21 protein-coding genes, 1 tRNA gene and 1 other RNA gene are annotated in these 22422 nt (G+C 50.2%); 8 read left to right on the forward strand and 15 right to left on the reverse strand.

What is annotated here, in order from left to right; translation table 11 throughout:
- Positions 1 to 76 precede the first annotated feature (76 nt).
- The 6 genes from ACFQO0_RS10960 to ACFQO0_RS10985 form a co-directional block, all read right to left on the reverse strand.
- Complete coding sequence (locus ACFQO0_RS10960) at positions 77 to 541, reverse strand: EVE domain-containing protein (protein ID WP_382234544.1); 465 nt, start codon at positions 539 to 541, stop codon at positions 77 to 79.
- Positions 542 to 742: 201 nt separating this feature from the next.
- Positions 743 to 921, reverse strand: a non-coding RNA gene (gene ssrS / locus ACFQO0_RS10965) — 6S RNA.
- 45 nt (positions 922 to 966) lie between these two features.
- Entirely contained in the window at positions 967 to 1278 is a 312-nt protein-coding gene (locus ACFQO0_RS10970) for a cell division protein ZapA (protein WP_382234546.1), read from the reverse strand.
- A complete protein-coding gene (locus ACFQO0_RS10975; RefSeq protein WP_382234548.1) occupies positions 1275 to 1490 on the reverse strand; it encodes a DUF904 domain-containing protein in 216 nt (71 codons plus the stop codon). The genes ACFQO0_RS10970 and ACFQO0_RS10975 overlap by 4 nt, the downstream gene beginning before the upstream one ends.
- Before the next feature lie 172 nt (positions 1491 to 1662).
- On the reverse strand, positions 1663 to 4989 hold the full coding sequence (locus ACFQO0_RS10980) for a UvrD-helicase domain-containing protein (RefSeq protein WP_382234550.1): 3327 nt from the start codon (positions 4987 to 4989) through the stop codon (positions 1663 to 1665).
- A gap of 17 nt (positions 4990 to 5006) precedes the next feature.
- Positions 5007 to 7721, reverse strand: coding sequence for a PD-(D/E)XK nuclease family protein (locus ACFQO0_RS10985; RefSeq protein ID WP_382234551.1), 2715 nt, complete (start codon positions 7719 to 7721; stop codon positions 5007 to 5009).
- Between the two features lie 293 nt (positions 7722 to 8014).
- Here ACFQO0_RS10985 and trxA point away from each other — a divergent pair, with 293 nt between their 5' ends.
- Positions 8015 to 8341, forward strand: coding sequence for a thioredoxin TrxA (gene trxA / locus ACFQO0_RS10990; RefSeq protein WP_382234553.1), 327 nt, complete (start codon positions 8015 to 8017; stop codon positions 8339 to 8341).
- A gap of 115 nt (positions 8342 to 8456) precedes the next feature.
- The gene (gene rho / locus ACFQO0_RS10995; RefSeq protein WP_112993077.1) at positions 8457 to 9722 is read left to right on the forward strand and encodes a transcription termination factor Rho; all 1266 of its coding nucleotides are present in this window, start codon (positions 8457 to 8459) and stop codon (positions 9720 to 9722) included.
- A 177-nt stretch (positions 9723 to 9899) separates the two neighbouring features.
- On the opposite strand, the gene ACFQO0_RS11000 is transcribed toward rho, so the two are convergent.
- Complete coding sequence (locus tag ACFQO0_RS11000) at positions 9900 to 10508, reverse strand: trimeric intracellular cation channel family protein (RefSeq protein WP_382235081.1); 609 nt, start codon at positions 10506 to 10508, stop codon at positions 9900 to 9902.
- A gap of 218 nt (positions 10509 to 10726) precedes the next feature.
- On the opposite strand from ACFQO0_RS11000, the gene ACFQO0_RS11005 reads away from it, so the two are divergent.
- The 4 genes from ACFQO0_RS11005 to ACFQO0_RS11020 all read left to right on the forward strand — a co-directional run bounded on the left by ACFQO0_RS11005 (position 10727) and on the right by ACFQO0_RS11020 (position 14518).
- Positions 10727 to 10993 carry a type B 50S ribosomal protein L31 gene (locus ACFQO0_RS11005; protein ID WP_382234555.1) on the forward strand — a complete coding sequence of 89 codons (267 nt, stop codon included), beginning with the start codon at positions 10727 to 10729 and terminating at the stop codon, positions 10991 to 10993.
- A gap of 115 nt (positions 10994 to 11108) precedes the next feature.
- Positions 11109 to 12824: an ArnT family glycosyltransferase gene (locus tag ACFQO0_RS11010; RefSeq protein WP_382234557.1), complete on the forward strand. Its 1716-nt coding sequence runs from the start codon at positions 11109 to 11111 to the stop codon at positions 12822 to 12824.
- A 166-nt stretch (positions 12825 to 12990) separates the two neighbouring features.
- Positions 12991 to 13075, forward strand: a tRNA-Leu gene (locus tag ACFQO0_RS11015).
- A 183-nt stretch (positions 13076 to 13258) separates the two neighbouring features.
- Positions 13259 to 14518 (forward strand): tyrosine-type recombinase/integrase, encoded by a 1260-nt coding sequence (locus tag ACFQO0_RS11020; protein ID WP_382234559.1) that lies wholly within the window; start codon positions 13259 to 13261, stop codon positions 14516 to 14518.
- A 59-nt stretch (positions 14519 to 14577) separates the two neighbouring features.
- Here ACFQO0_RS11020 and ACFQO0_RS11025 read toward each other — a convergent pair whose 3' ends face one another.
- From ACFQO0_RS11025 to ACFQO0_RS11060, 8 genes are read right to left on the reverse strand one after another with little or no spacing between them, the layout of a single operon-like run.
- Positions 14578 to 15915 (reverse strand): anti-phage deoxyguanosine triphosphatase, encoded by a 1338-nt coding sequence (locus ACFQO0_RS11025; protein ID WP_382234561.1) that lies wholly within the window; start codon positions 15913 to 15915, stop codon positions 14578 to 14580.
- A 25-nt stretch (positions 15916 to 15940) separates the two neighbouring features.
- Positions 15941 to 16357, reverse strand: a complete 417-nt coding sequence (gene acpS / locus ACFQO0_RS11030) for a holo-ACP synthase (protein WP_382234563.1) — start codon at positions 16355 to 16357, stop codon at positions 15941 to 15943.
- On the reverse strand, positions 16350 to 17270 hold the full coding sequence (locus tag ACFQO0_RS11035; RefSeq protein ID WP_382234565.1) for a nucleoside triphosphate pyrophosphohydrolase family protein: 921 nt from the start codon (positions 17268 to 17270) through the stop codon (positions 16350 to 16352). Before ACFQO0_RS11035 ends, acpS begins: the two co-directional genes overlap by 8 nt.
- Before the next feature lie 26 nt (positions 17271 to 17296).
- Entirely contained in the window at positions 17297 to 18394 is a 1098-nt protein-coding gene (locus tag ACFQO0_RS11040; protein ID WP_382234567.1) for a nucleotide kinase domain-containing protein, read from the reverse strand.
- A gap of 27 nt (positions 18395 to 18421) precedes the next feature.
- Positions 18422 to 19222, reverse strand: coding sequence for a thymidylate synthase (locus ACFQO0_RS11045; RefSeq protein WP_382234569.1), 801 nt, complete (start codon positions 19220 to 19222; stop codon positions 18422 to 18424).
- Complete coding sequence (locus ACFQO0_RS11050; protein WP_382234571.1) at positions 19215 to 20105, reverse strand: ImmA/IrrE family metallo-endopeptidase; 891 nt, start codon at positions 20103 to 20105, stop codon at positions 19215 to 19217. Before ACFQO0_RS11050 ends, ACFQO0_RS11045 begins: the two co-directional genes overlap by 8 nt.
- Positions 20105 to 20470, reverse strand: coding sequence for a helix-turn-helix domain-containing protein (locus tag ACFQO0_RS11055; RefSeq protein WP_382234573.1), 366 nt, complete (start codon positions 20468 to 20470; stop codon positions 20105 to 20107). The genes ACFQO0_RS11050 and ACFQO0_RS11055 overlap by 1 nt, the downstream gene beginning before the upstream one ends.
- A complete protein-coding gene (locus tag ACFQO0_RS11060) occupies positions 20467 to 20781 on the reverse strand; it encodes a hypothetical protein (RefSeq protein ID WP_382234575.1) in 315 nt (104 codons plus the stop codon). The genes ACFQO0_RS11055 and ACFQO0_RS11060 overlap by 4 nt, the downstream gene beginning before the upstream one ends.
- 159 nt (positions 20782 to 20940) lie before the next feature.
- Between ACFQO0_RS11060 and ACFQO0_RS11065 the strand changes: the two genes are divergently transcribed.
- The gene (locus tag ACFQO0_RS11065) at positions 20941 to 21324 is read left to right on the forward strand and encodes a hypothetical protein (RefSeq protein ID WP_382234577.1); all 384 of its coding nucleotides are present in this window, start codon (positions 20941 to 20943) and stop codon (positions 21322 to 21324) included.
- Between the two features lie 136 nt (positions 21325 to 21460).
- Positions 21461 to 22417 (forward strand): DUF932 domain-containing protein, encoded by a 957-nt coding sequence (locus ACFQO0_RS11070; RefSeq protein WP_382234579.1) that lies wholly within the window; start codon positions 21461 to 21463, stop codon positions 22415 to 22417.
- Positions 22418 to 22422 lie beyond the last annotated feature (5 nt).

A 22422-nucleotide genomic window follows, 5' to 3' on the forward strand; every position in this document is an offset into this window, starting at 1 on the left:
ATTAAGGCCGGCCCAGAGGGGGCGAATAATGCCGAGAGGGAACTACTTGATGAAGAATCGGTGCGTCTCGATCTGCTTACTTTTTGAGCAGCTTCTTGCAAATGAATTTCCATTCATCCGCAGTGACCGGCGTGATCGACAGGCGACTGCCTTTTTGCAGAACCAGCATATCGGCAAGTTCGGGGGTCTGACGCAACTCTGACAATGGCAGCAAATGCGTCTTGTGACGGATGCGGACATCGACCAGCATCCAGCGCGGTGTCTCGGGCGTGGCTTTCGGATCGAAGTAAGGACTGGCCGCATCAAATTGTGTTTCGTCCGGATAAGGCGTACTCGCTACTTCTGCCAAACCGGCAATGCCGGGTTCGGCACAACTGGAGTGATAGAACAGCACGCCATCACCTACCGTCATCGCGTCGCGCATGAAATTACGCGCCTGATAATTACGCACGCCGGTCCATGCCACAGTTTGATTCGGCGCGGCCAGTGCATCATCGATGCTGACTTCGCCGGGTTCGGATTTCATGAGCCAGTAGCGCATAAGCTTTGATCGCGAAATGAGATGGAATACTGCAAGGGAAAACAGAGTGGGAACGCTGCCCACATTATTACAGAAAAAACCGGGCGTCATCGTATGAGGGGTGGCACCAGGGAAGCGTTCAAATACCCAGCTTCAAAGACAAAAATCTAAATACGGCGCGCAAAAAAAAAACGGCTGCATTTTCATGCAACCGTTTCAACATATAGCCCCGCCAGTGCCGCTTTGCCGGCATCCTGAACCAAGAGGTTCAAGTTGGCCGCAGTTAGTTCAACTTCGGGTTCATCGAGCTAGCGACGCGCACTCCCATCGAACAAAATTCCGCAGCCGTTGCGCATAAATGGTTCAAGGAATTATGGCAATGGCGAACACGGCAGGAACACTTAGTTTACTCCAAACCGCCCGCGAGTAGAAGAATTAGTATGGATTTAAAACAGTTTTTCTTGCGGAGCAAGCGCAGCATCGAGCGTGTCGTGCATCGCAGCGATTTTATGCTTGACTTCAGACATGGTCATATCGGATAGCGGACCTTCCGGCGATTTGGTTGCCAGCAACTCAGCAGTCACACCCAACGCAGCCATCACGGCAATCCTGTCATTACCCTTCAACTTGCCGGCATCACGAATCGCACACATTTTTGCATCGAGGTAAGCGACCGCTTCTTGCAACGCGCCCTCTTCGCCTTCCTTGCATGCCAGTTTATAGGACTGCCCCATGATCGAAACATCCAGCTGAATCATGCTGCTTCCTCATCTTGTTCTGGTGTTGGAATACTTTCTAGCAGTGCTGCGACGCGTTCATGCGCTTCCTGCATGCGACGTGCCAGTTCTGCGTTCTCGGCCGCGAGCGCCACCGATTTGAGACGCAAATCTGCATTTTCACTGCGCAAGGCTTGCGTCAATTCAGCCAGTTGGCTGATTTTTTCGGAAAGTTTATGGAAGTCGGAAATCATCCCGCCACTATAGTGGCGCAGGTTAATGGCAGTCAATAGATAGAGCGGGCAGACTATGCGTTTTTCTCTGCCGACTACCTATTTAGCGTGCGCGGCGTATCAATAATGACGGGACGGTCTGCTTCCTTGCCAAAAATGCACGCATTTCCCAACTGAAGCAACATCCCCCACCTTACATTTCTGTCAGGCGCCCGTCCACCGTAATCAGGCCGCTGCGTATCCGCACATCCGGGAAGACCTGCTGTGCTGCAGCACGATAACGCGCCAGTTGCGCGGCGTATTCTGTACGTTCGCTGTCAAACAAATTGCGTTTGTAATCAAGTATCCACAACTCATCATCAAACATCACGACACGATCGAAACGCGCCACACCGGCACTGGTTTGCACTTCCATTTCGTTGCGTGCAAAGCGATGCTGTGCAGGGTCGAAAAAATGCGCCAACTCGGCCTGCGCCAGAATAGTCGCTGCTTGCGCACTGACCACAACGGCCAGTTCGTGCGAACACGGCAGCCATCGGGCGATCTGGTCCGGCGCATGCATGCTGATCGGCCACGCATGTGCAGGTGTCAGGCGCTCCATCAATGCGTGCAGTGCAATCCCCTCTTCAATCTCGGCATTCGAAAAAGAAGCCAGTTCCAGCGGCTGCAACGATGCAGGTAGCGGCAAGGCAGGTGGATTAAAGATGGCGAGCGGAAATTCTGCCTCCTGCTGTGCGGCGAACGTTGGCAGGTCGGCATCCAATTGTATCTGTTGTGCACCCTGGAAGCGTGAATACCAGCGTCTTTCAGCCACACCATGCGCAGCAGAACTGCGTGGATCGGCGACCCCGCTGACGATCAGCAACTTCTTGGCACGCGTGGCGGCGACGTACAACAGATTCCAGTCTTCCTGCACTTTCAGTTTTTCTTCTTCGGCGAACAATGAATCGCGTGCAGCGCCGCGTTCAGACTGACGGCCGAATACTGAAAAATGAACCGGGGCATCTTTGTCCTGCGGCCATTCGCACAGCACGCCCACATCGTCGCGCGCCCCATCGCTATGATTGGCATCGAGCAAAATGACGATAGGTGCTTCCAGGCCTTTCGCGCCATGTATCGTCAGTATGCGCACCGCATCCAGTGCGGCATCGATATCGGCTTCATCCGGGGCATCGCTGTCGGCAGACTTTTGCAGGCGACGCAAGGCGTCTATGAATTTTGGCAGACTGGGATAACGCCCCGCATCCAGATTCAAGGCCAGTTCGGTAAACGCTTCAATATTGCCGAGCACCTGGCCGCGCACCAAATGTGATGCGGTTTGCGCATAACGCGCGATCACATCGCCATCGTGCAAAATACGGTCGAGCAAATCATGTACCGGCAATCTGGGTGCCAGCTGCAGCCATTTCTCCAGCAAGCGCACTGCGCGTTGCAATATGGGCGACAGTTCAGACGACACACCTTCTTGCGCAATCTGCTGCAGGCGTGACCACCATTTTTTTTCCTGACTCAAGGCGAGCGCGATCAAGTCTTCATCGCCGGCACCCATGATCGACGATTTGAGTACATGCGCCAACGCCAGATTGTCATGCGGCGTGATGAGGAAAGTCAGCAAGGCAATCAGGTCGGCAACTTCCAGCGACTCCAGCAAACCGCCACGCTTGTCCGATGCAAAGGGAATACCGGCTTCGCGCAAGGCGGATTCGTAGGCACGCAAATGCGTGCGCTTCTTGACCAGCAACATTACGTCCGACCAGTGCTCGCTTTTCAGTTCGGCACGCGCTTGCAGGATCGCCTGCGCCACTGCTCGCCCTTCTTCCAGTCGGCGTGCATCTTCCTCTTCCTCGCGCGGCGTGGTGAGCGGATCGCGCAATTGCGCAGGGGTCCACACCACTTTTTCCGTTTTCTCTTGTTGCACCAACGGCAATTGCCACACCGCGCCACGTTCTTTTTCCAGTGTGGTTTGCGCCTGATATATCGGATTACCGATAAAGCTCGCATTCATCACATCGACGATCGCCAGCGCATTGCGGCGCGTCTGATTGGTACGCAGGAAGTCGGCACCTTGCGCCATCAGGGTTTCCTTGGCAGCAGAAAACACCCGCGGTTCGGCGCGCCGGAAGCGATAGATCGATTGTTTGGGATCGCCGACCACGAACATGCTCGGCTTGTCGGCATCATCGCCATATGCATTCAGCCACGCCTGCACGATGCTCCATTGCAGCGGATTGGTATCCTGAAATTCATCCAGCAACACGTGGCGGTATCGCGCATCGAGGCGGCTCTGCAGATACGCCGCATGCTCTTCATTCGTCAGCAAGCGATACGCCTGCCATTCAAGATCGGCGAAATCGAATACGCGCTGCTCGGCCTTGACCGCCTGATAGGTTTCCAGATACGCGGCGCCGACGGTAAACAGTGCACGATTAAGTGCGAGCACTTGCGGCTCCATGCTGCGTCGCAAGACTGTCTTCAGCGCGTCGCCCACGCTTTCAAACTCAACTTCGAATGCATAGACACCATCCTCGCCGAGATTTTCCAGCAAGGCCTTGGTCAAATCCTTGGTAGCGCGATTCTTGCGGAACTTGCCGCTGCCATCGAAAAACTCATTCGTCAGTGCGGCGAAATTTTCCAGCGATGCACCTTCCGTCAGTACTTTTTCAATCGCGGTCGCGCGCTCCTGATTGACTGCCGTCCCCTTGCCGAGCAACCATGCTATCTGTCCTATACGTGCGACAAGTTTCTTGTCATCCCAAAGGGAAAGACGCGCATCCATCTCGCCGTCTTCACCGCATAATTCTGCCAACCAGTCCATCGGCGCGCCGCTCTGTACCGACGCCCACCATTCGGCGCGCTTGCCGATAAAGGCATTCAATAGATTGCGCGCATTCCAGTCGCCGGTTTGTGCGTACAAGGCGATCAGCGCTTCTTTGACTTCCTGATTGTCGGCTTCATTTACGGCTTGCATGAAGCGGCTGTATGCATCCGACAGCAATTCGCCGGTTGCTTCGGTCAAGGCATAACCGTGCGGCACGCCGGAAGCCAGCGGCGCGATCTGGATCAGGCGCGCAAACCAGCTGTGAAAGGTATCGATGGATAACGACTGCGGGCTGCGCAAGACGCGTTCATACAAGGCGCGTGCGACGGGCAACATGGCAACCAGTTCATGCTCTGCCACGCCACGTTCGCGCAACAGCTGCACCACTTCTGCGTCCGGTTTCAAGCTCAACTCATGCAGCAATTGCATCAGACGCTCACGCATTTCCTGCGCGGCCTTGCGCGTAAATGTAATCGCCAGAATCGCTGCAGGTTCGGTGCCGGACAACAGCAAGCGCAACACGCGCGCTACCAGCAACCAGGTCTTGCCGCTGCCAGCGCAGGCTTCGACCACGACCGAGCGCGATGGGTCACAAGCGATGGCAACAAAGCGCGCCGCATCGGCATGTGCGCCATTGATTTCATAGGCGCGCGGTGTCATTGCCGGATTGGCTTCTGCAATATTGTTATTCGTAGACGACATAGTTTCATCCATAGCCATCACCATGCGCCCTTGCGGCACAAGCCGCGTACATCGCAATACTGACAAACCGGTTCCGGCCCGGTCGCGGGCAAAGGTGCACCTTGCGCGATCGCCCGCATGTTATGCACGATCTGCTCGGACAAGGTCTGCTGCCATGTATCGAACTGCGGCGCTTCGACTTCCTTGATCTTGTCCTTGCTCGCTTCCAGCGGAATATACAAGGCGGCACTCAGCGGTGTATCGGATAACAAACCGTAAAACGGCAACTGGTGATCTTCTCCGTGTTTTAGTTTGTCGCGCAGCGCAAGCTGATTGGTGCTTTTATAATCGAGGACGACACGTTCGCCGTTCGCGTTTTCATCCATGCGATCAACACGACCATGCAGGGTGATTTCACCATCGGCCCAGCGCAGCACTTTCTCGAATTTTTCCTCACCTAATACGAAGTGCCAACCCTGGCTTTCACGTTCGGCCATCCAGTCCAGATAGGCCGGCATGGCTTTTTGCCAGCGTGCGTAATAGCCAAGTGCCGCTGCGCTTTTATCAAGTTCATGCGCGAAGACCTGATCCGAAATCTGTTGCAACAGCGCCGCGCGTTCGCTCGATGGAACAGCACCAGCCTGATGAAACTGCGCAAGGATTTGATGCAACCAATCGCCGTAGTCGCGTTTCTCCGGCATGTCCGACAATTCATCGATGCCGGACAAACCCAGCATGCGCGTCGCAAAGAATTGGTAGGGGCAAGCAACCAGGCTGTTGTAACCGCTGGCCGATAATTTTTTCGGCAACAGTTGTGCTGCACTCGGGGCCGGCATGAATACCGGCGCAGGTTGCAAGGTGCGGGGCGCAATCTGTACATCGTGCTTGGCGATGGGCGCGACGCCGGCACGCGCCAGACACAGTTCCAGACGTTCTATCCACGGGCTGACTGGATTCGGTTCGCCATTCTTATGTGCCTGCCACGACAGCACCACGCAATCGTTGGCTGACAATAGTTCGGTGACATCACGCAATTGCTGGCGCTGACGACTTTCACGCGTAGCCAGGCCAAGCTCGCGGCGAACGACGTTGGCAAAGAACAGTGTTTCCATCGGTTGCGATGGCAGATGTTCGGCATCTGCACCCACCATCAATACTGCATCGAAGGCGCGCAAGCGCGCACCATTCAAAGGAAGCATGACGACGCGTTTATCCAGATTGAGTTGCACAAAGGCTTGCGCTTCCAGTTGCAGATTCAGGAAGGCGCGCCATTCGGAAAACGAAAACGTGTGACCGACCTGCATGCAATCCTGCGAAATATCCTGCAACAACTGAATCAGTTGAGATCCTGCGGCATCGGCCTGCAAGGCTGTGCGCATGCCGATTGCATCCAGCGTTTGATTGGTGGCAGCAATCCAGTCGCATAAAGTCTTGCGGCCGGCAAATCCGCTGGCCTGCTGCGCCAGCAGCTTGATCATTCTTTGCGCCGGCGGAATCGCGGTCAGTGCCTCTGTAGCGGCTTCCCAACCGTTCAATACATTAGCGCGCCGCAGGGCCATTTCGCTGTGCATCACCAGATCGGCTTTCTCTTCCAGTCCGGCGAAGACAAAGGGCGACTTGAGGAAATCTAGCAAGCCGACAGTTTCGGCACGCGCCGCAACCAGTTCCAGCCATGCCGCGATGGCGGATGCGGCACGCGTGGTCGATAACTTCCAGCCGGTTTCATCGGCCACCACAATCTGCGCGCGCTCCAGCAATGCACGTATGCGCCGCGCGACGACGCGGTCCTGCGCGACGATGGCGATATTGGTTTTTCCTGCCTGCAGCCAATCGATAATGGTCTGCGCACCGGCCTTGGCTTCGGCTTCCAGGTTGTCCGCTTCATACAATTTCAGTGCCGCTGGCGTCGCAACATGCAAGCTGGCGGGCAAATCATCAAAGAATGGTTCCGGCATAGCATCATCAACCAGCATTTCCAGCCAAGCCGCGGCATACGTACTATTAATAGCGTGTGCGCGCCAATCCAGTGACATCACCGCCAGCGGCTGATGCACAGCGTAGGCATCCAGAAAAGCCTGCTCCATTGCATCCGGTGCTACCGGGCTGATCCAGAACAGCGGCAAATGGGCTTGCTGCGCAATACGCATCATTTGCGTGTAGCGCGTGACGATCGCATCGCTGGCATCGAGCTGACTCTTCCAGATCGTCCACACCAGTTGCGTCTCATCCGACAACAGATTGCGCGCAACCGGCGACAATTGTTCCAGCGCGGCCTGCCAGCGTGCGTCGGCTGCATCCGGCGAAACTTTCAAAGATGGCAGCATCGCTTGCGTCAACTCATCGGATAGCGCGAGCAAGATTTCCGCCAGCGGCAGCAAGTCGGTATTGCGGCGCGCACTAAAGAGTTTTTTCAGCCATGCATGCTGCCGCAAATCTGCATATAGAGACATCAAACGTTCGCTTGCAGCCGTTGCCGAAACACCTGCCACTGGCGGCAACAGACGTATATATTCAGACAGAGTCGTGATTGTCGGCGGAATGAAAGCGCCGCCTATCTGGCGCGTCAGGGCCGACTTTAATAACTGTATATGCGCAAAGGTCGATACCAGAACGCGCACTGCCGACAAATCATTCGCGGCAAGATTGCCAGCCTCTGCCGCCTGCGTCCGCAACTCGCTTTGCAACAACGCGCATGCAGCATCGTCCCAAAAGGTGGAGGAAGGCGGAATCAGGAAAGTGGTGCTAGACGGCATCAGAGTGGTGGTGTGAGGTAATGCGACAGGACAAACATGCGGGCCGGGCAATCAGTTTTGCATTTTATGCGAGCTGACGTGAAATTTTATGAGCATTGCCACACTTTTTATAAAATAGGTTATGATTTGCCCAGACCCCGCCTAATACCCTCTTGCCGCACCTTCAAAACTTGAATTAAATCGCAACGTCTCCATCTTAGTTTCAGTACCCGGAGGCGCTGCAGGCAAACACCGGCAAGAACGGTTGTCACCAAGGCGCTGATTTATTCTATTCTCCTCAAACCGAGGCATACATGAGCGAAAACATCAAACATATTACCGACGCGTCTTTTGATACAGACGTATTGAAATCCGACACACCTGTTCTGGTCGACTTCTGGGCAGAATGGTGCGGTCCGTGCAAAATGATTGCACCTATCCTGGAAGAAGTAGCCAAGGAATACGGCGGCAAGATCCAGATCGCGAAAATGGACGTGGACGCTAATCAAGCTGTTCCTGCCAAATTCGGCATTCGCGGCATTCCAACGCTGATCCTGTTCAAGAACGGCGTACCTGCAGCGCAAAAAGTAGGCGCGCTGGCTAAAGGTCAATTGACCGCTTTCATCGATAGCAACATCTGATATAGAAAATTGCAGCGATGCGCCCGCATCGCTGCTTTATTATTACAGCACTCAACATCACCACGTAGTTCACTCCCCCACCTTTTTATATCCCGTCCCGGGACACTCAAATACTATGCATTTATCCGAATTAAAGGCGTTACACGTCTCAGCACTGCTAGAAATGGCAATCAGCCTGGACATCGACAATGCCGCGCGCTTGCGCAAACAAGAACTGATGTTCGCGATTCTCAAGAAACGCGCGAAATCAGGAGAACAAATTTTTGGCGATGGCGCCCTCGAAGTATTGCCTGACGGCTTTGGCTTCCTGCGCTCGCCCGACGCCAGCTACATGGCGTCCACCGACGACATTTATATTTCACCTTCTCAAATCCGCCGCTTCAATTTGCACACCGGCGATTCGATCGAGGGCGAAGTTCGCACACCAAAAGATGGCGAACGCTACTTTGCATTAGTCAAAGTTGACAAGGTCAACGGCGAACCTCCGGAAGCATCGAAACACCGCATCCTGTTTGAAAATCTGACGCCGCTGCATCCGAACAAGCCTTTGTTGCTTGAACGTGAAATGCGTGGCGAAGAAAACATCACCGGCCGCATCATCGATTTGATCGCTCCTATCGGCAAAGGCCAACGCGGCCTGCTAGTTGCATCGCCTAAATCAGGTAAGTCCGTCATCCTGCAACACATCGCTCACGCGATCACCACCAATCATCCGGATGTCGTGATGATCGTCTTGCTGATCGACGAACGTCCTGAAGAAGTGACCGAGATGCAGCGTTCGGTACGCGGCGAAGTGGTCGCATCGACTTTCGATGAACCAGCTACACGTCACGTCCAAGTCGCTGAAATGGTTTTGGAAAAAGCCAAACGTCTGGTTGAAATGAAAAAGGACGTCGTGATTCTGCTCGACTCCATCACCCGTCTGGCACGCGCTTACAACACCGTGATCCCGGCCTCCGGCAAGGTATTGACCGGCGGCGTCGACGCCAACGCATTGCAACGCCCTAAACGTTTCTTCGGTGCCGCACGTAATATCGAAGAAGGCGGTTCGCTGACCATCATCGCTACTGCACTGATCGAAACCGGCAGCCGCATGGATGACGTGATCTTTGAAGAATTCAAAGGTACCGGCAATATGGAAGTCCATCTCGAACGCCGTCTGGCCGAGAAGCGCGTCTACCCTGCGATCAATCTGAACAAATCCGGCACACGTCGCGAAGAGTTGCTGATCAAACCTGATCAGCTGCAGAAGATCTGGGTCTTGCGCAAACTCTTGTACGGCATGGACGAAATCGAAGCGATGGAATTCATCCTCGACAAGATGAAGGCGACCAAAAACAACGCCGAATTCTTCGACATGATGCGTCGCGGTAATTCTTAATTTGTCGACTCGTATTTGAAGTTTCAGTCGACAAGGCTGAAATCAAAAAGCCCGTTTTCCTTGCATGCTGTGCAAAAGAAAACGGGCTTTTTTAATGGCTGCTTAAATAGAATGATTAATCGATCTGTTTAAAACAATGACGTTAATAACGTGAGTTTTTAATTGATCCTGCAGTAATCATCCAGGCAAACGCAAATTTAATCGCACCGACAGCAAGCGCATTAGCGAGGTTACGGCCACGCTGGCAATCAAGGCCACCGCTGAGGATACTTTCAATAATTCCAGCCCCAGATAAACCCAGCAACCAACGAAAGAACAGGTCGCATAAAGCTGGCCACGGCGGAACACCATCGGAATTTCATTGCACAGCACGTCGCGCAATACGCCACCGAAAACACCGGTCGTCACACCCATCATCGCGCAGATAAAAATCGGCATCCCTGCCTCCAGCGCCATCGAGGTACCCACCGCACTGAACAATCCCAGACCAAAGGCATCGGCCACAACGATCGTCTTTTCGGCGGCGGCCGAACGCAAATGCGAGAAAAACGGCCACGCCACCAGCGCTAATACAAAGACCAGAATCGCATATTCCTGATGCTCGACCCAGAACAAGGGACGTCTATCCAGCAGCATGTCGCGCAGGGTACCGCCGCCGAATGCAGTGATAAACGCCACGATAAACACGCCAACCAGATCCATTTCCTTGCGCCGCGCCTCGATAAAGCCGGAGCAGGCAAAGGCGATGATGCCGCAGACTTCCACTGCCTGCAGCAAGGTACTCATGCCATTTTGCAAACCAATTGTCACTATCACTCCTTAAAATGCCGCGCTGACAACAGCGGCCACGATATCAGCAAACTTGCTACAAACCCATGATTTAATTGAATTTTCAATGTATAATCGCGGGCTCGTTCCAACCTCGGCAAGTGATAGGCAATCGGGTCAAGAAGCAGTGCGACCGACGAAGTGTCAATTGGCTACCTAACTATTTAAGGCAAATCATGAAAGATGGCATTCACCCGGATTACCGTAACGTTGTGTTCCACGACGTTTCCAACGATTTCAAATTCATCACCCGCTCGACCGTTCAAACGCGTGAAAAAATTGAATTTGAAGGCGCAGAATACCCACTGGTAAAGATCGAGGTTTCTTCGGAATCCCACCCGTTCTACACCGGCAAACACAAAATCGTCGATACCGCAGGTCGCGTGGATAAATTCCGCAAGAAATTCGGTACCGTTGGTTCCAAAACGCAAGTGGCCGAATAATTTCGTCACCGCGTTTCAAAAAGGCAGCTACGGCTGCCTTTTTTATTGCTATGCATACTAGTGCAGATTTTTTCCGGCACAATAACGCCGAACCGAATAAAACCAATCCTCCTTCATGAAGCCAGTCCGCCTTCCCGCCTCCGCAACGCACGCTCTCCCGCGCTGGGCGCTGTTCGCACTGTGCCTGTTATATATCCTGCCCGGCTTGATCGGTCGCGATCCGTGGAAACCGGATGACGCGGCAGGCTTCGGCATCATGTGGACGATGGCGAACGGCTCATTGAATGACTGGCTGTCGCCGCACATCGTCGGCTTGCCGATGCCGTATGAAGGACCACTGGCATTCTGGCTGGGCGCTATCTGCATCAAACTTTTCGGCTGGCTGCTCGGCGATCCGCTTGCCGCCCGCATCGCGCCTATCTGCTTCTTCCTGCTGGGCTCGATGTCAGTCTGGTACACCACCTATCTGCTAGGCCGCAGGCCTGAAGCGCAACCCTTGAAGCTGGCCTTCGGCGGACAACCCGAACCACGCGACTTCGGCCGCACACTGGCGGACGGCGCGCTATTGATTTATCTCGGTTGCCTGGGTTTGCTGGTTCACAGTCACGGCACTACGTCGGAAGCCCTGCAAGTATCGCTCGTCGCTTTCTCGCTCTATACTGCAACGCGCCTGTTTGAATCGCACTCGACCCGAAGCGCAATTGCATTCGGTTTGGTGCTGGGCCTGCTGGTACTGTCGCGTGGCTGGATCGTACCGCTCGCCATCTGGATCGGCGTGGTCGCGCTGGCCTCCGCACGCCAGCGTGGTATTTTGCTGCGCTTGACGCTGGTTGTACTGCCATTGTCTGCACTGGTGGCCGGGGCATGGATATTCGCAAATCAACAGGTACAACCTTTTGGCAGCAACCCAGGCGATGCATGGATGGCATGGAACTATCGCCAGATCGGCGCGCCGACTTTGCCAACGCTGCAGTACTTTTTCAAAAATGCGATCTGGTTTGCCTGGCCTGCATGGCCGTTTGCAATCTGGGCTGTCTACGCCTGGCGTCGTCAGTATGAAGCGCTGCACATCACGTTGCCACTGACATTTTTCGGCGCACTGGTCGTACTCGCATTCCTGAATCCGCATGGTGAAGAGGCTATCCTGTTGCCGCTGCTGCCCATGCTGGCCATCCTCGCCGCATTCGGCTTGCCGACAATGAAGCGCGGTGCCATCAATGCAGTCGACTGGTTCTCGGTCATGATGCTCAGTACCTGCGCGACCTTCATCTGGCTGGGCTGGATCGCCAAGCAGACCGGCTGGCCGGCACAAATTGCAAAGAATGCCTTCAAGATTGCGCCCGGCTTCAAACCCGAGTTCAGCCTGATCACTTTCTTGATCGCCGCCGCCGCAACGGCCGGATGGATATGGATTGTGTACTGGCGCATTTCGCGCCGCCCTTCTGTACTGTGGCGCGCCGTCGTCCTGTCATCCGGTGGCATCATCCTGTGCTGGCTGCTACTGATGACACTATGGCTGCCGTGGGGTAATTACATCAAGAGTTATGCAAGCGTGGCGCAACAAGTTAACGCCGTACTGCCAACCGTCAAACGCTGTGTGTCCACCAATGTCGGCGCCTCGCAACGCGCGTCGTTTGCCTACTTCGGAAAAATCCAGTTCGCACAGTTTGACGACAAGAATTGCGACTTCCTGCTATTGCAAGACAATCATCGCGGCAACGATTCTGCCCCGACCCTGACGCGCTACAACCAGCAATGGAAACTGATCTGGCAAGGCCGCCGCCCTGCTGACAGGGATGAACGCTTCCGCCTTTATCGGCGCGTTTATTAATTATCTACAGAGCAGAAATAACCCCGGCGCAATCGACCTTGGCAAAGTCCAGGCAGCAGCAGAAGTAAAACAGACGAGCTGGAAATTATGCGGCTTAATTTCGCTTATCAAGCAAGATGAGTATTGCTCAAACCAGCAAAATCGAGCATAATGCTCAGCTTGCGTTGCCGAGATGGCGGAACAGGTAGACGCACGGGACTCAAAATCCCGCGCCGCAAGGCGTGCCGGTTCGATTCCGGCTCTCGGCACCAGTAGGACATCAATAGACCTCAACCGAGGTCTATTTTTTGCATAAAAATAAGTGTTCATGCGGATTACAGGGCTTTTTCAGTCTACCAAGGTCAACTGAAGGCTACCGACCTCAAGTACTTGCTGTTGGTATAAATGTTGGTATATGCTGGTTCGATATTGCGTATACCAACAAGCGAGCACACATGGCCTTAAACGACGCGCAGATCAGGGCAGCAAAGCCAACCGACAAACAATACAAGTTAACAGATAGTGAGGGCATGTATCTTCTGGTGCATCCCAACGGTTCCAAGTATTGGCGATTGAATTATCGCTTTGGCGGCAAACAAAAAACGCTGGCTATTGGGGTCTATCCCTCAACACCGCTGGCTGCGGCACGTGAGAAACGAGCTCAAACCAAACAGCTGCTGGCCACTGGCATAGATCCCGGCGCAAAAAAGAAGCAAGAGCAATTCGAAGAGCGTAACGGAACGTCTTTTGAAGAAGTTGCTCGGACATGGCATGCCAATAATAAAAAATGGTCCGAGGCACATCGCGCCAGAATTTTGCAAAGCCTCGCTTCGGACATATTTCCTTCCTTTGGCAAAACCAACATTAAAGATCTGAAAACACGCGACCTTCTAATTCCGATCAAGGCCGTAGCCAACTCGGGTCGATTAGAAGTTGCATCACGCCTTCAACAACGTGTCACATCCATCATGAGGTATGCCGTTCAAAGCGGACTAATTGACTACAACCCTGCTCAAGACATTGCTGGAACGGTACCAACAAGTAAAACAAAGCACCGTGCCGCACTAGATTTCGAACGCATCCCCGAGCTATTGAATCGCATCACCAACTACAAAGGTCGCCCTTTAACGCAACTGGCTGTTGAATTGTCATTGCTTATATTCATACGCTCTAGCGAGATGCGCTTCGGCCGCTGGAGCGAAATAGACTTTGATCGCGCGATCTGGACCATACCCGGGGAACGTGAAGCTATAGATGGCATCAAGTTCGCGCACCGTGGCGCAAAGATGCATACGCCTCATCTCGTTCCATTATGCACACAGGCCCTATCACTGCTAAGACGCATTCAAAATTCGACAGGTAATCATGATCTGATTTTTACGGGTGACCACAATCCGAAACTTGCCATGAGCGAAAACACCGTCAACAAGGCACTGCGAACCATGGGCTATGACACCAAGACCGAAGTTTGCGGTCATGGATTTAGAACAATGGCTTGCAGCGCATTGATCGAATCAGGATTGTGGTCTAGGGATGCTGTGGAGCGACAAATGAGTCACCAGGAAAGAAACTCTGTTCGTGCGGCATACATTCATAAGGCAGAGCATCTGGATGAGCGGCGGCTGATGATGCAATGGTGGGCTGATTATCTAGAGGCCAATAAGAAAAAAGCGATTAGCCCTTTTGATTTTTCGAAGCTCTCGACCAACAAGTAAACCTAGCTCGTGTTTACATCAGAAGTAAATCAAAGAATGTCCACATTCGAACGCGGCATTCATCGGTCAAACATTGAACCGATATTAGGTGTAAAAATTCGTGTATATAATCTAGCAGCATGGACATCCGTCATACCAGCAATATAATCACAAATAACTCTATGCTTATTTGGTGATTGTTCATAAAGATCATAATCTGACCGGGGGAGAAGACGCTTAGGATTCTCATCAAGTACGTCAAACAACTTACAAATCATTTGCTGTCCTTTAAATTCTAAAGCCTGTACCTGAGGTCTAAAAATTACGAAATCGCGTACAAACTCCTTTAGGATTTGTAGACTTAACTGAGCACTTAACTCCATAACGGCATTTATTCGTAGTTCCAGTGCCTGGAATGATGCGATCTCCTGGATTCGAATATTTTGTACAAAATAACGTACTAATTTGCTGATGCAATGTTTCCGCTCTTTATTAGAATTTGTAAAAAGATTTTTATTACAAAAATCAATAAGCTTTTTCAGCTCACCGGCTTCGTTTTTATATCCATCAAGTGCTGAAATTTTAGCTACAACAGCTGTCTCCCATTGCCGATGAGTTACCAACTCTAAGGCAATAGCGTCTTCTAAATCATGTACCCCATACGCTATATCGTCAGCCATTTCCATAATGGAAGTATCGAAGGCCTTATATTTCGTCGAGCTATGCTTACCTTCCCGACTAATGATCTGCTTAAACAATTTTTGATCAGACTTTTCGAATGGTGAAAGTATCCAGTCAAGTATGTCCTCTTCCTCATCATGAATACATTTAGGTGGTTTTGTATGCTCTTTATTCGAACTATTAGGAATTAATGGTGAAGTATATTTTGCAACGTCCTTATGCAAAGCTGGATATTTCAACAATCCTAAAAGCGTTCTGCGCGTTAAATCAATCCCATGATGTGGAGAATATTCACCGAGTCTGGAAACAATCCTAAGCGTTTGTCCATTTCCCTCGAATCCACCTGCATTCTTCATCGTCGAATTCAAAGCAATTTCACCACCATGTCCAAATGGAGGGTGCCCTAAGTCGTGGGCAAGGCAAATTGCTTCGATGAGACTAAAGGATGGGATTGCCTGCAGATACTCTGGGGTCTCTTTATATAGGTCTTTAAGCTCTTCGCAAATACTCGATCCAATTTGCGCCACTTCCAACGAGTGAGTTAAGCGAGTTCGATAAAAGTCACTCTCTCCAAGGCTTAAAACTTGGGTTTTGGATTGCAGTCGGCGAAATGACGATGAGTGAATGATCCGTGCACGATCACGGTTGTATTCAGAATCGGACGAAGACGAATTGAATGGCTTACCTATGTATTTTTCATCCGAGCTTCTTTTTCGAGCGGTCCAAAATTCTTGCATTACACTTCCTAACTCTATATAGATTTCAACTAAGCGCGATTACACTTGCAACTGCAACATGACCAGTATGACTCGTACTAACTAACCAAGTCGAAATACACCGCTCGATTTCCAAAGCTTTAAGCTTTCTGTGCAAAATGATCGTTGGAGCTCCACTCATTGTCGTGCCTACCTCAACGTCGGTAAAAGCGATTCCATCGCCCCATCCCACTCTCAATGCTTTCAATACAGCCTCTTTAGTTGCAAATCGCCCCGCAAATCTTTCAGTGCTATTGGTCGAGGTACCAACACTTTCGATTTCATTTTGAGTAAAGTGCCTATCCAGAAACTCACGAAGTGGCATCTTAAGAATTCTTGAAAAATCATCTATGTCTACAACGTCTACTCCATGACCTAACAACATTCCGGGAGATTTATTCAGGGAATTTTCTTTGCTAGGCATTGTTTATCTCGTCGATCATTACGGTAGAACAGCATGAAGGTGGACCAAGATAGGTCATTTGTTGCGCGTCAAGGTCCATAGCAATTTTTCCACCGCCATTTTCCAATACCTCACGCCACACTTTAAACCCCATTAAAATCGCTCTTTGCCAGTCCCCCATCGAGCGCTCCCTCACTTCAAGTAAAGAACTAATGCCTTTTATCGTCCTTAACAGTTGATAATCAAGATCAACTACATCTTGTAACCAATTATGCGATTTGGCATAAGTAAAAACTAAGGCAGAAACTGCTTCATCGATTACTTGAGCTCGGCCTCCATCCTGCACATCGTCGATTTCAGGAACGCTTTTTCTTTTTTTCTTAAACAAGGCTCGCAATACTGGTGACCATCCTAAAACTGCCACGTAACTTAGATGGAAAACATCATGGAAACGATAACCATCTGGATCATCTGCGTTATCCGTTAAATCGTTTCCTTTTTGCTCTCCATTGACTAACAACCGAATCTTTGGCTTGCCATCAATCATTACTTCGCATAATTCAACTTCAAACTTCCTCGGAAACTGCTCGTGCGATGGATAGCCTTCATCAAAATTCTTTGCTGAAGTATCTTGATCACCCCAACGATCACGCGTTTTCTTCAAATTAGAGTCCGCTATCTCGCCTAAAGTTAAATCAAATTTAGTCGCAACATTCGCTACATACCAGAGAAGATCACCTAATTCCTCGGATATGCGTTCTTTAAAAAGCTGGTGCGCACTGCCGTCTCGCAAATGCTTTTTGTATTCGCTAAGCAACTCACCTGCTTCGCCGGCAAGTCCTAAAAGAGGAACAATAATATCGTGACCGCTTTGCCCTCTCAGCGGGACACGATCAGTCTTCTGTGCTTCTTGCTGATAGACATTCAAATTCATTGTTGTCCCTCTTTATAAAAATTTATTTAATTTCTTTTCTTTGCTTTAATTTTTTCACCAACTTTGATCGTTTGGAACTCATCGCTAATTTTTTCATTAATACCCCATTTCGGCGGATACCAAGGTGCGGAAATTTTTCCAGAAGGGGAAAACTTTTGTTTAATGCGTATGCGCCCTGAAATTCCTGCAATTTCCGGATGGGCAACTCGCGAATATTTATCTACTTCACAGAATAAATTTTGGCAGTCAATTAATTGAAGTTTTCTACCCCATAAAGATTTGAAATCTAAGCCTAGCCGTTCAAACTCTTGATCTTGGTTGTCTACCATCAACCGGATAATTTCAGCCTCATTTAATCCACCCATATCCGAAAAACATTTTCGAATTCCGTCCCTTGCCCCCGGTCCAGGAATTACGAAATCCATTTCAGAAAAATTCGTAATTTCACTGTAATTAATATCTGTCACAAATTGATATGCAAGAAAATCCCCTATGGTTGGATAACTTCTTAGCAGTTCAAATGCAGACTGCATACGAGTCAAGCCAGTTAAAGTCTGAGGCACTCCGTCATGCATCATTAGTTCCAGCAACCGAAGATGGTTCTGATGCTTCAACTTATGCCCAAATGCAGAACCTCCTGGCGGCATGATGTATGCCGCTGAATAAATTCGCTTTCTCTCCAACATTGCCTGACTTAAAACCTTATCGTAGTTTTCGAAAAGGTAATTTTCAAAAGTAATTTCACCCAAACTATTTTGTAGCAATTCCCAAGTTTCAATTTTGTTAAAAAATTTGAACAGGAGTGTCCGAAAAAAAACTTCAACCACTGTCTTCGGTAGATCATCACGATAAATTACATGTCGTATAAGATACTGACTCACTCGGTCAGATGCCCGATATGCATTGGTAAACTTATGTAAAGAAATTATTGGATCAGTACTCCACGGCATTTGATCGTTACTCAGCCGCCGAAAAAAAACATTCTGACGCTCGACTGCAAACCGCCAATATGTGTCGTATGCAGCACTTACTCTAATCGGTAAAAGATGAGTTGGCGGGGTATATGCTGCTGATAAATTTGGTTCCTCATACAACCCAAGCTGCTGTTTTTTTTTCAAAGACACGATCACTTCTTTCTACTTCTCGTAAGGTTATTTTTCACTGGCAATACACTCTCTTGCCGCCGCTATGAGAGGTAGCATATCGGGAGAATTTCTAGATAGATCCATTACTTTAGCTATTCCGACTGTCACATTCATACGTACCAACTTCGTTTTCATTTCATGCGCAATAAATGCGCCCAGCTGAGCTATTCCCAAATAATTTCCATATGCTTTTACTAGTACTTGTTGAGTCGCATAAAAAGCATTGATGACGAGACCTTCGGGAGTCGGCTCAAAGCTAATCTGCTGTAAGCATGGGAATTGAAGTTGAGCATCAGGAATATGATCACGTTCTGGATCAAATACACTAGCTTGAAACATAGAGCGACGGACCCCGGGACGGCTATTAAATTGCGAGATAATCCACTCAAGTTGGTTACCCTCACAACGGCCTCTCCCGTATGAGATTAAACGCTCGAAATATAACCCCCTATTATTTCCTTTCGGGTTCATTGCTTGATAACGCGGAAATGCATCCCGGTATAAAGCAAATAGTTTGGCGCGATCTCCATTCGCAATTTTCCACATTCTTTGAGGAAAAATCGTATAGGCGACATCTTCGATGGTTCGCTGTTTTTTCGAAGAGAGAAGTTTGTCAAGCGCCGCATAGAGGTTTTCCTCCTGCTTTGGAGCCCCGTCATTGTCGAAACCGGTCAAACTCAAAACCAACGGCGTTATTTCATGGCCGCTGTGGTCAAGTATATGTAAAAATATTTTGGCCCAGGCTCTAGACAAATTAGTTTCATTTACTAAAAGCGGTCCAATTGTCGCGGGCAATAACTTAGTCATCGTTTGAGTCCTCTAAATGGCGGTAACGTGCAAGGCCGACGTATTGGCGTTTAGCGACGCGAACATAGGTCGCCCAAGTAGTACCCGGAATTACTACTCGCGAAATACCAGGTTTTACAGCTCGAAATAATCGCCCGGATGGAAGAACCCTTTCAGGCATAAGGATCGCGGTGTCTACGACGACACCTACCGGCAAAAGAAGGAGCGCATCCTCTTCGGTATCTAACGTAGCCGCATTCCAATGTTGGTCTGCAATAGTTAGCGGCTCCGAGACAACCTCGCTTAATACTTCAGTTCGAATCATTTTTGGTGTAATGCGACCTAAAACCATGCGTCGGGCAGTACTAATCATTCCTACGGCATAAGTAAGGTGATTAACTAAGGTTGATTGACCCACTCCAAAATTACATGCGATAGCAAATAATTCCGATGCAGATGCCCTATTTGGGTCGAGCTTTCTGCGTGTAAAGGCTTCTCGCAAACCCAAGGTAGGCATAAGAAAAAACGCGGCAAATGAATCAGCTAATATCTCCTCTGGTGGCCGATCACTGCTTCTAGCTTGATCCTCACGCAAATCATCAATGGTCGAACCATGATTAAAAACGTGATGCCCTAACTCATGAGCGCAGGTGAAATTTCTTCTCGCGAGCGGTCTTAAAGCTGAAACATGAATTCGTGGCTTTGGTGATCTGTCATACATGCCTTCCATGTTAATGTCGTTGAAGCGGACAGTGACGCCAAGAGAATCACAAAGACCGTAAACGCATACTGGACTTACGAGATCAGATCCGACCTTCATGCGAACAGTTATGGACTGCTGCATACCCTTCATTACTAACGCTTTTTGATCTAAAAATGGACTCAGAATAGGGCTTGTGCTCATCAAGTTTCCCCATTACTAGAGTCATCTGCCCCGCGCATAGATGCCAATAATCGCATCAACCGATCCAAGTCATCTGATTTCAGTTTCCCCAACTCACGAGCTGCTAGCTGGAGTCGCGGATCGTCCGTTTGCAATTGCTCTGCCGTTTCGCCTAACAACCAAGAAGCAGTAACATCATATATTTCTGCAAACCGTTTCAGTTCCTCAACTGAAACTCGACGATTGCCAGCTTCGATTTCAGAGATCGCTGGGCGATGAAGCTCAAGCAGTTTTGCCGTTTGGCCTTGCGAGAGTCCAGCCATCTTCCTCGCCTCTTTTAGACGATTAGCTAAAACTTGACGCTTAGATTCTTGTGACTCACTCATTTTTTATTTGCCACTTGCATATCGTCACCCGTCTGTGCCTCAACAAGTGCTAACACCAATGCAACGGTCTCATCAATAGTTAATGCAACGCACTCCTTCCCCTTACGGAAGATATTCACATCGTTTTCAATTGTTATACCAAGCCCCATCGCAAGCATCCCTATCGCTATTGGCCATATTTTGCTATCGAACTTTGGCAGTTCTTCGACTGGTTTCGTACTACCCAAAATAGCAGGGCAATCTTGTCCACTAGATGCCTGAATACTTTGCAACACATCTGTCAACTTAGCTCTAATCAGAGTTTCATTCATTACGCCTCCATAATTAAATCTTACCACTAGTAAGAATATCTTACCACTAATTCAGATTAGTGCAACTTGTTTCAAAAAAAATTCAAAGACATATAACCACCATGAGCTACAGCCAGTCTTTCGCTGTAGTGCGTTCGTTCAACACAATGAAGGAATTTCATGGAAACCACCCATCTCTACCCACACGACCCGGAAGAACCCATTGAGGCTTTTCCACCCTACTCGTCATCAGACGAGTGTCCGAAATGTCACTCACATCAAATTGAATCCAGGAACCACGCCACTAAAGTCGGCTGCGTAATCGGAGCACTGGCTGGCATCGGTGTCAGTATCGCCGGCTGTATGCGAGGAGCACGCGTCGGATCGCTGCTTGGCGGTCCCGTCGGTGCTGCTGTAGGCGGTATTGCTGGCGCCGTACTTGATGCATTGGCCAGTAGCGCAGCAGGCTGTGCCACTGGGATCAGCGTCGGTCAGATTATTGACCGTACCCTGCTGCACAACAATAAATGTCATCACTGCGGACATACATTCAATGCGTATTAAACCCACCTCCAAAAGTTAAGCCTTATCTACGGATAACGTAACTAGCTCCTGCTCTTCTTTCTTTCAAACCCGCCCATGTCATCCACTCGACCTCTGTCGACTGCGATGACATGGGCTTTTTTATGCTGAGAACACAATGTCACATGAAATTGAAACGATGGCCTATGCAGGCCAAACCCCATGGCATGGCTTAGGCGAGGTACTCACTCCCAATCAGTCTCTGGATACATGGGCAAATCAGTCCGGATTGAACTTCAAGATTATGGAAACGCCAGTGCGTTTCAACTCCAGTTCGTTAGGCGCTCCAGAGAAGATTCAAATGTTCAGCGACCAAAAAGTGCTGTATCGGTCAGACACCAAAATCGCACTGTCTGTCGTCTCAAATCGCTATCAAGTCGTGCAGCCAGACGAGATCCTGGAGTTCTATCGGGATCTGACGGAACGCTCTGGGTTTGAATTAGAAACTGCTGGCGTCATGAAAGGCGGCCGAAAGTTATGGGCGCTGGCTAAGACAGGTCAATCCATGACTATCAAGAACAATGACCATATCAATGGCTATCTACTTTTAGCGACTGCCTGCGACGGTAGTTTAGCTACTACCGCGCAGTTCACTAGCGTCCGTGTTGTCTGTAGCAACACTTTGGCAATTGCATTGTCCGGAGGTAAGGACGTTGTGAAGGTGCCGCATAGTACGGCGTTTGATCCGGTTCGCGTCAAACAGGAATTGGGCTTTTCGAATTCGGCGTGGGACAACTTCCGCTACCGTATGAACAAGCTTGCTGAACGTAAGTTGAAAGATCAAGAAGCTGAGGCCTTCTTGCGCAGCCTCTTCTCTTTATCCTTTGAAAACAATGAGTTACAAAAAGTAGCACCCACCATGCGTCAAGTTAAACGAATCTATGAAGGAAAAGGTCGCGGCGCAGAACTAGCCTCGGCTAAAGGAACTGCTTTTGGTTTACTGAATGCGGTAACGCAATTTGTAGATCACGAACGTCGAGCTAAGAGTGTTGATCATCGACTGGATTCGGCTTGGTTTGGACAGGGGGCGGCGTTGAAAGCGAAGGCGCTGTGGCAAACAACCGCCCTTATCTAAGGCGA

The sequence above is a fragment of the Herminiimonas aquatilis genome (genome assembly GCF_042665175.1).
GTDB lineage: Bacteria > Pseudomonadota > Gammaproteobacteria > Burkholderiales > Burkholderiaceae_D > Oxalicibacterium > Oxalicibacterium aquatilis.

Bases quoted from the DNA above. Each gene is read 5' to 3' on its own strand.
- ACFQO0_RS11045 (WP_382234569.1), bottom strand. From the start codon at position 19,222: ATGACTAAGTTATTGCCCGCGACAATTGGACCGCTTTTAGTAAATGAA.
- ACFQO0_RS10975 (WP_382234548.1), bottom strand. From the start codon at position 1,490: ATGATTTCCGACTTCCATAAACTTTCCGAAAAAATCAGCCAACTGGCT.
- ACFQO0_RS11050 (WP_382234571.1), bottom strand. From the start codon at position 20,105: ATGAGCACAAGCCCTATTCTGAGTCCATTTTTAGATCAAAAAGCGTTA.
- ACFQO0_RS11000 (WP_382235081.1), bottom strand. From the start codon at position 10,508: ATGAGTACCTTGCTGCAGGCAGTGGAAGTCTGCGGCATCATCGCCTTT.
- rho (WP_112993077.1), top strand. From the start codon at position 8,457: ATGCATTTATCCGAATTAAAGGCGTTACACGTCTCAGCACTGCTAGAA.
- ACFQO0_RS11025 (WP_382234561.1), bottom strand. From the start codon at position 15,915: ATGCAAGAATTTTGGACCGCTCGAAAAAGAAGCTCGGATGAAAAATAC.
- ACFQO0_RS11005 (WP_382234555.1), top strand. From the start codon at position 10,727: ATGAAAGATGGCATTCACCCGGATTACCGTAACGTTGTGTTCCACGAC.
- ACFQO0_RS11055 (WP_382234573.1), bottom strand. From the start codon at position 20,470: ATGAGTGAGTCACAAGAATCTAAGCGTCAAGTTTTAGCTAATCGTCTA.
- ACFQO0_RS11010 (WP_382234557.1), top strand. From the start codon at position 11,109: ATGAAGCCAGTCCGCCTTCCCGCCTCCGCAACGCACGCTCTCCCGCGC.
- trxA (WP_382234553.1), top strand. From the start codon at position 8,015: ATGAGCGAAAACATCAAACATATTACCGACGCGTCTTTTGATACAGAC.
- ACFQO0_RS11065 (WP_382234577.1), top strand. From the start codon at position 20,941: ATGGAAACCACCCATCTCTACCCACACGACCCGGAAGAACCCATTGAG.
- acpS (WP_382234563.1), bottom strand. From the start codon at position 16,357: ATGCCTAGCAAAGAAAATTCCCTGAATAAATCTCCCGGAATGTTGTTA.
- ACFQO0_RS10960 (WP_382234544.1), bottom strand. From the start codon at position 541: ATGCGCTACTGGCTCATGAAATCCGAACCCGGCGAAGTCAGCATCGAT.
- ACFQO0_RS11020 (WP_382234559.1), top strand. From the start codon at position 13,259: ATGGCCTTAAACGACGCGCAGATCAGGGCAGCAAAGCCAACCGACAAA.
- ACFQO0_RS11035 (WP_382234565.1), bottom strand. From the start codon at position 17,270: ATGAATTTGAATGTCTATCAGCAAGAAGCACAGAAGACTGATCGTGTC.
- ACFQO0_RS10970 (WP_382234546.1), bottom strand. From the start codon at position 1,278: ATGATTCAGCTGGATGTTTCGATCATGGGGCAGTCCTATAAACTGGCA.
- ACFQO0_RS11070 (WP_382234579.1), top strand. From the start codon at position 21,461: ATGTCACATGAAATTGAAACGATGGCCTATGCAGGCCAAACCCCATGG.
- ACFQO0_RS10985 (WP_382234551.1), bottom strand. From the start codon at position 7,721: ATGCCGTCTAGCACCACTTTCCTGATTCCGCCTTCCTCCACCTTTTGG.
- ACFQO0_RS10980 (WP_382234550.1), bottom strand. From the start codon at position 4,989: ATGTCGTCTACGAATAACAATATTGCAGAAGCCAATCCGGCAATGACA.
- ACFQO0_RS11060 (WP_382234575.1), bottom strand. From the start codon at position 20,781: ATGAATGAAACTCTGATTAGAGCTAAGTTGACAGATGTGTTGCAAAGT.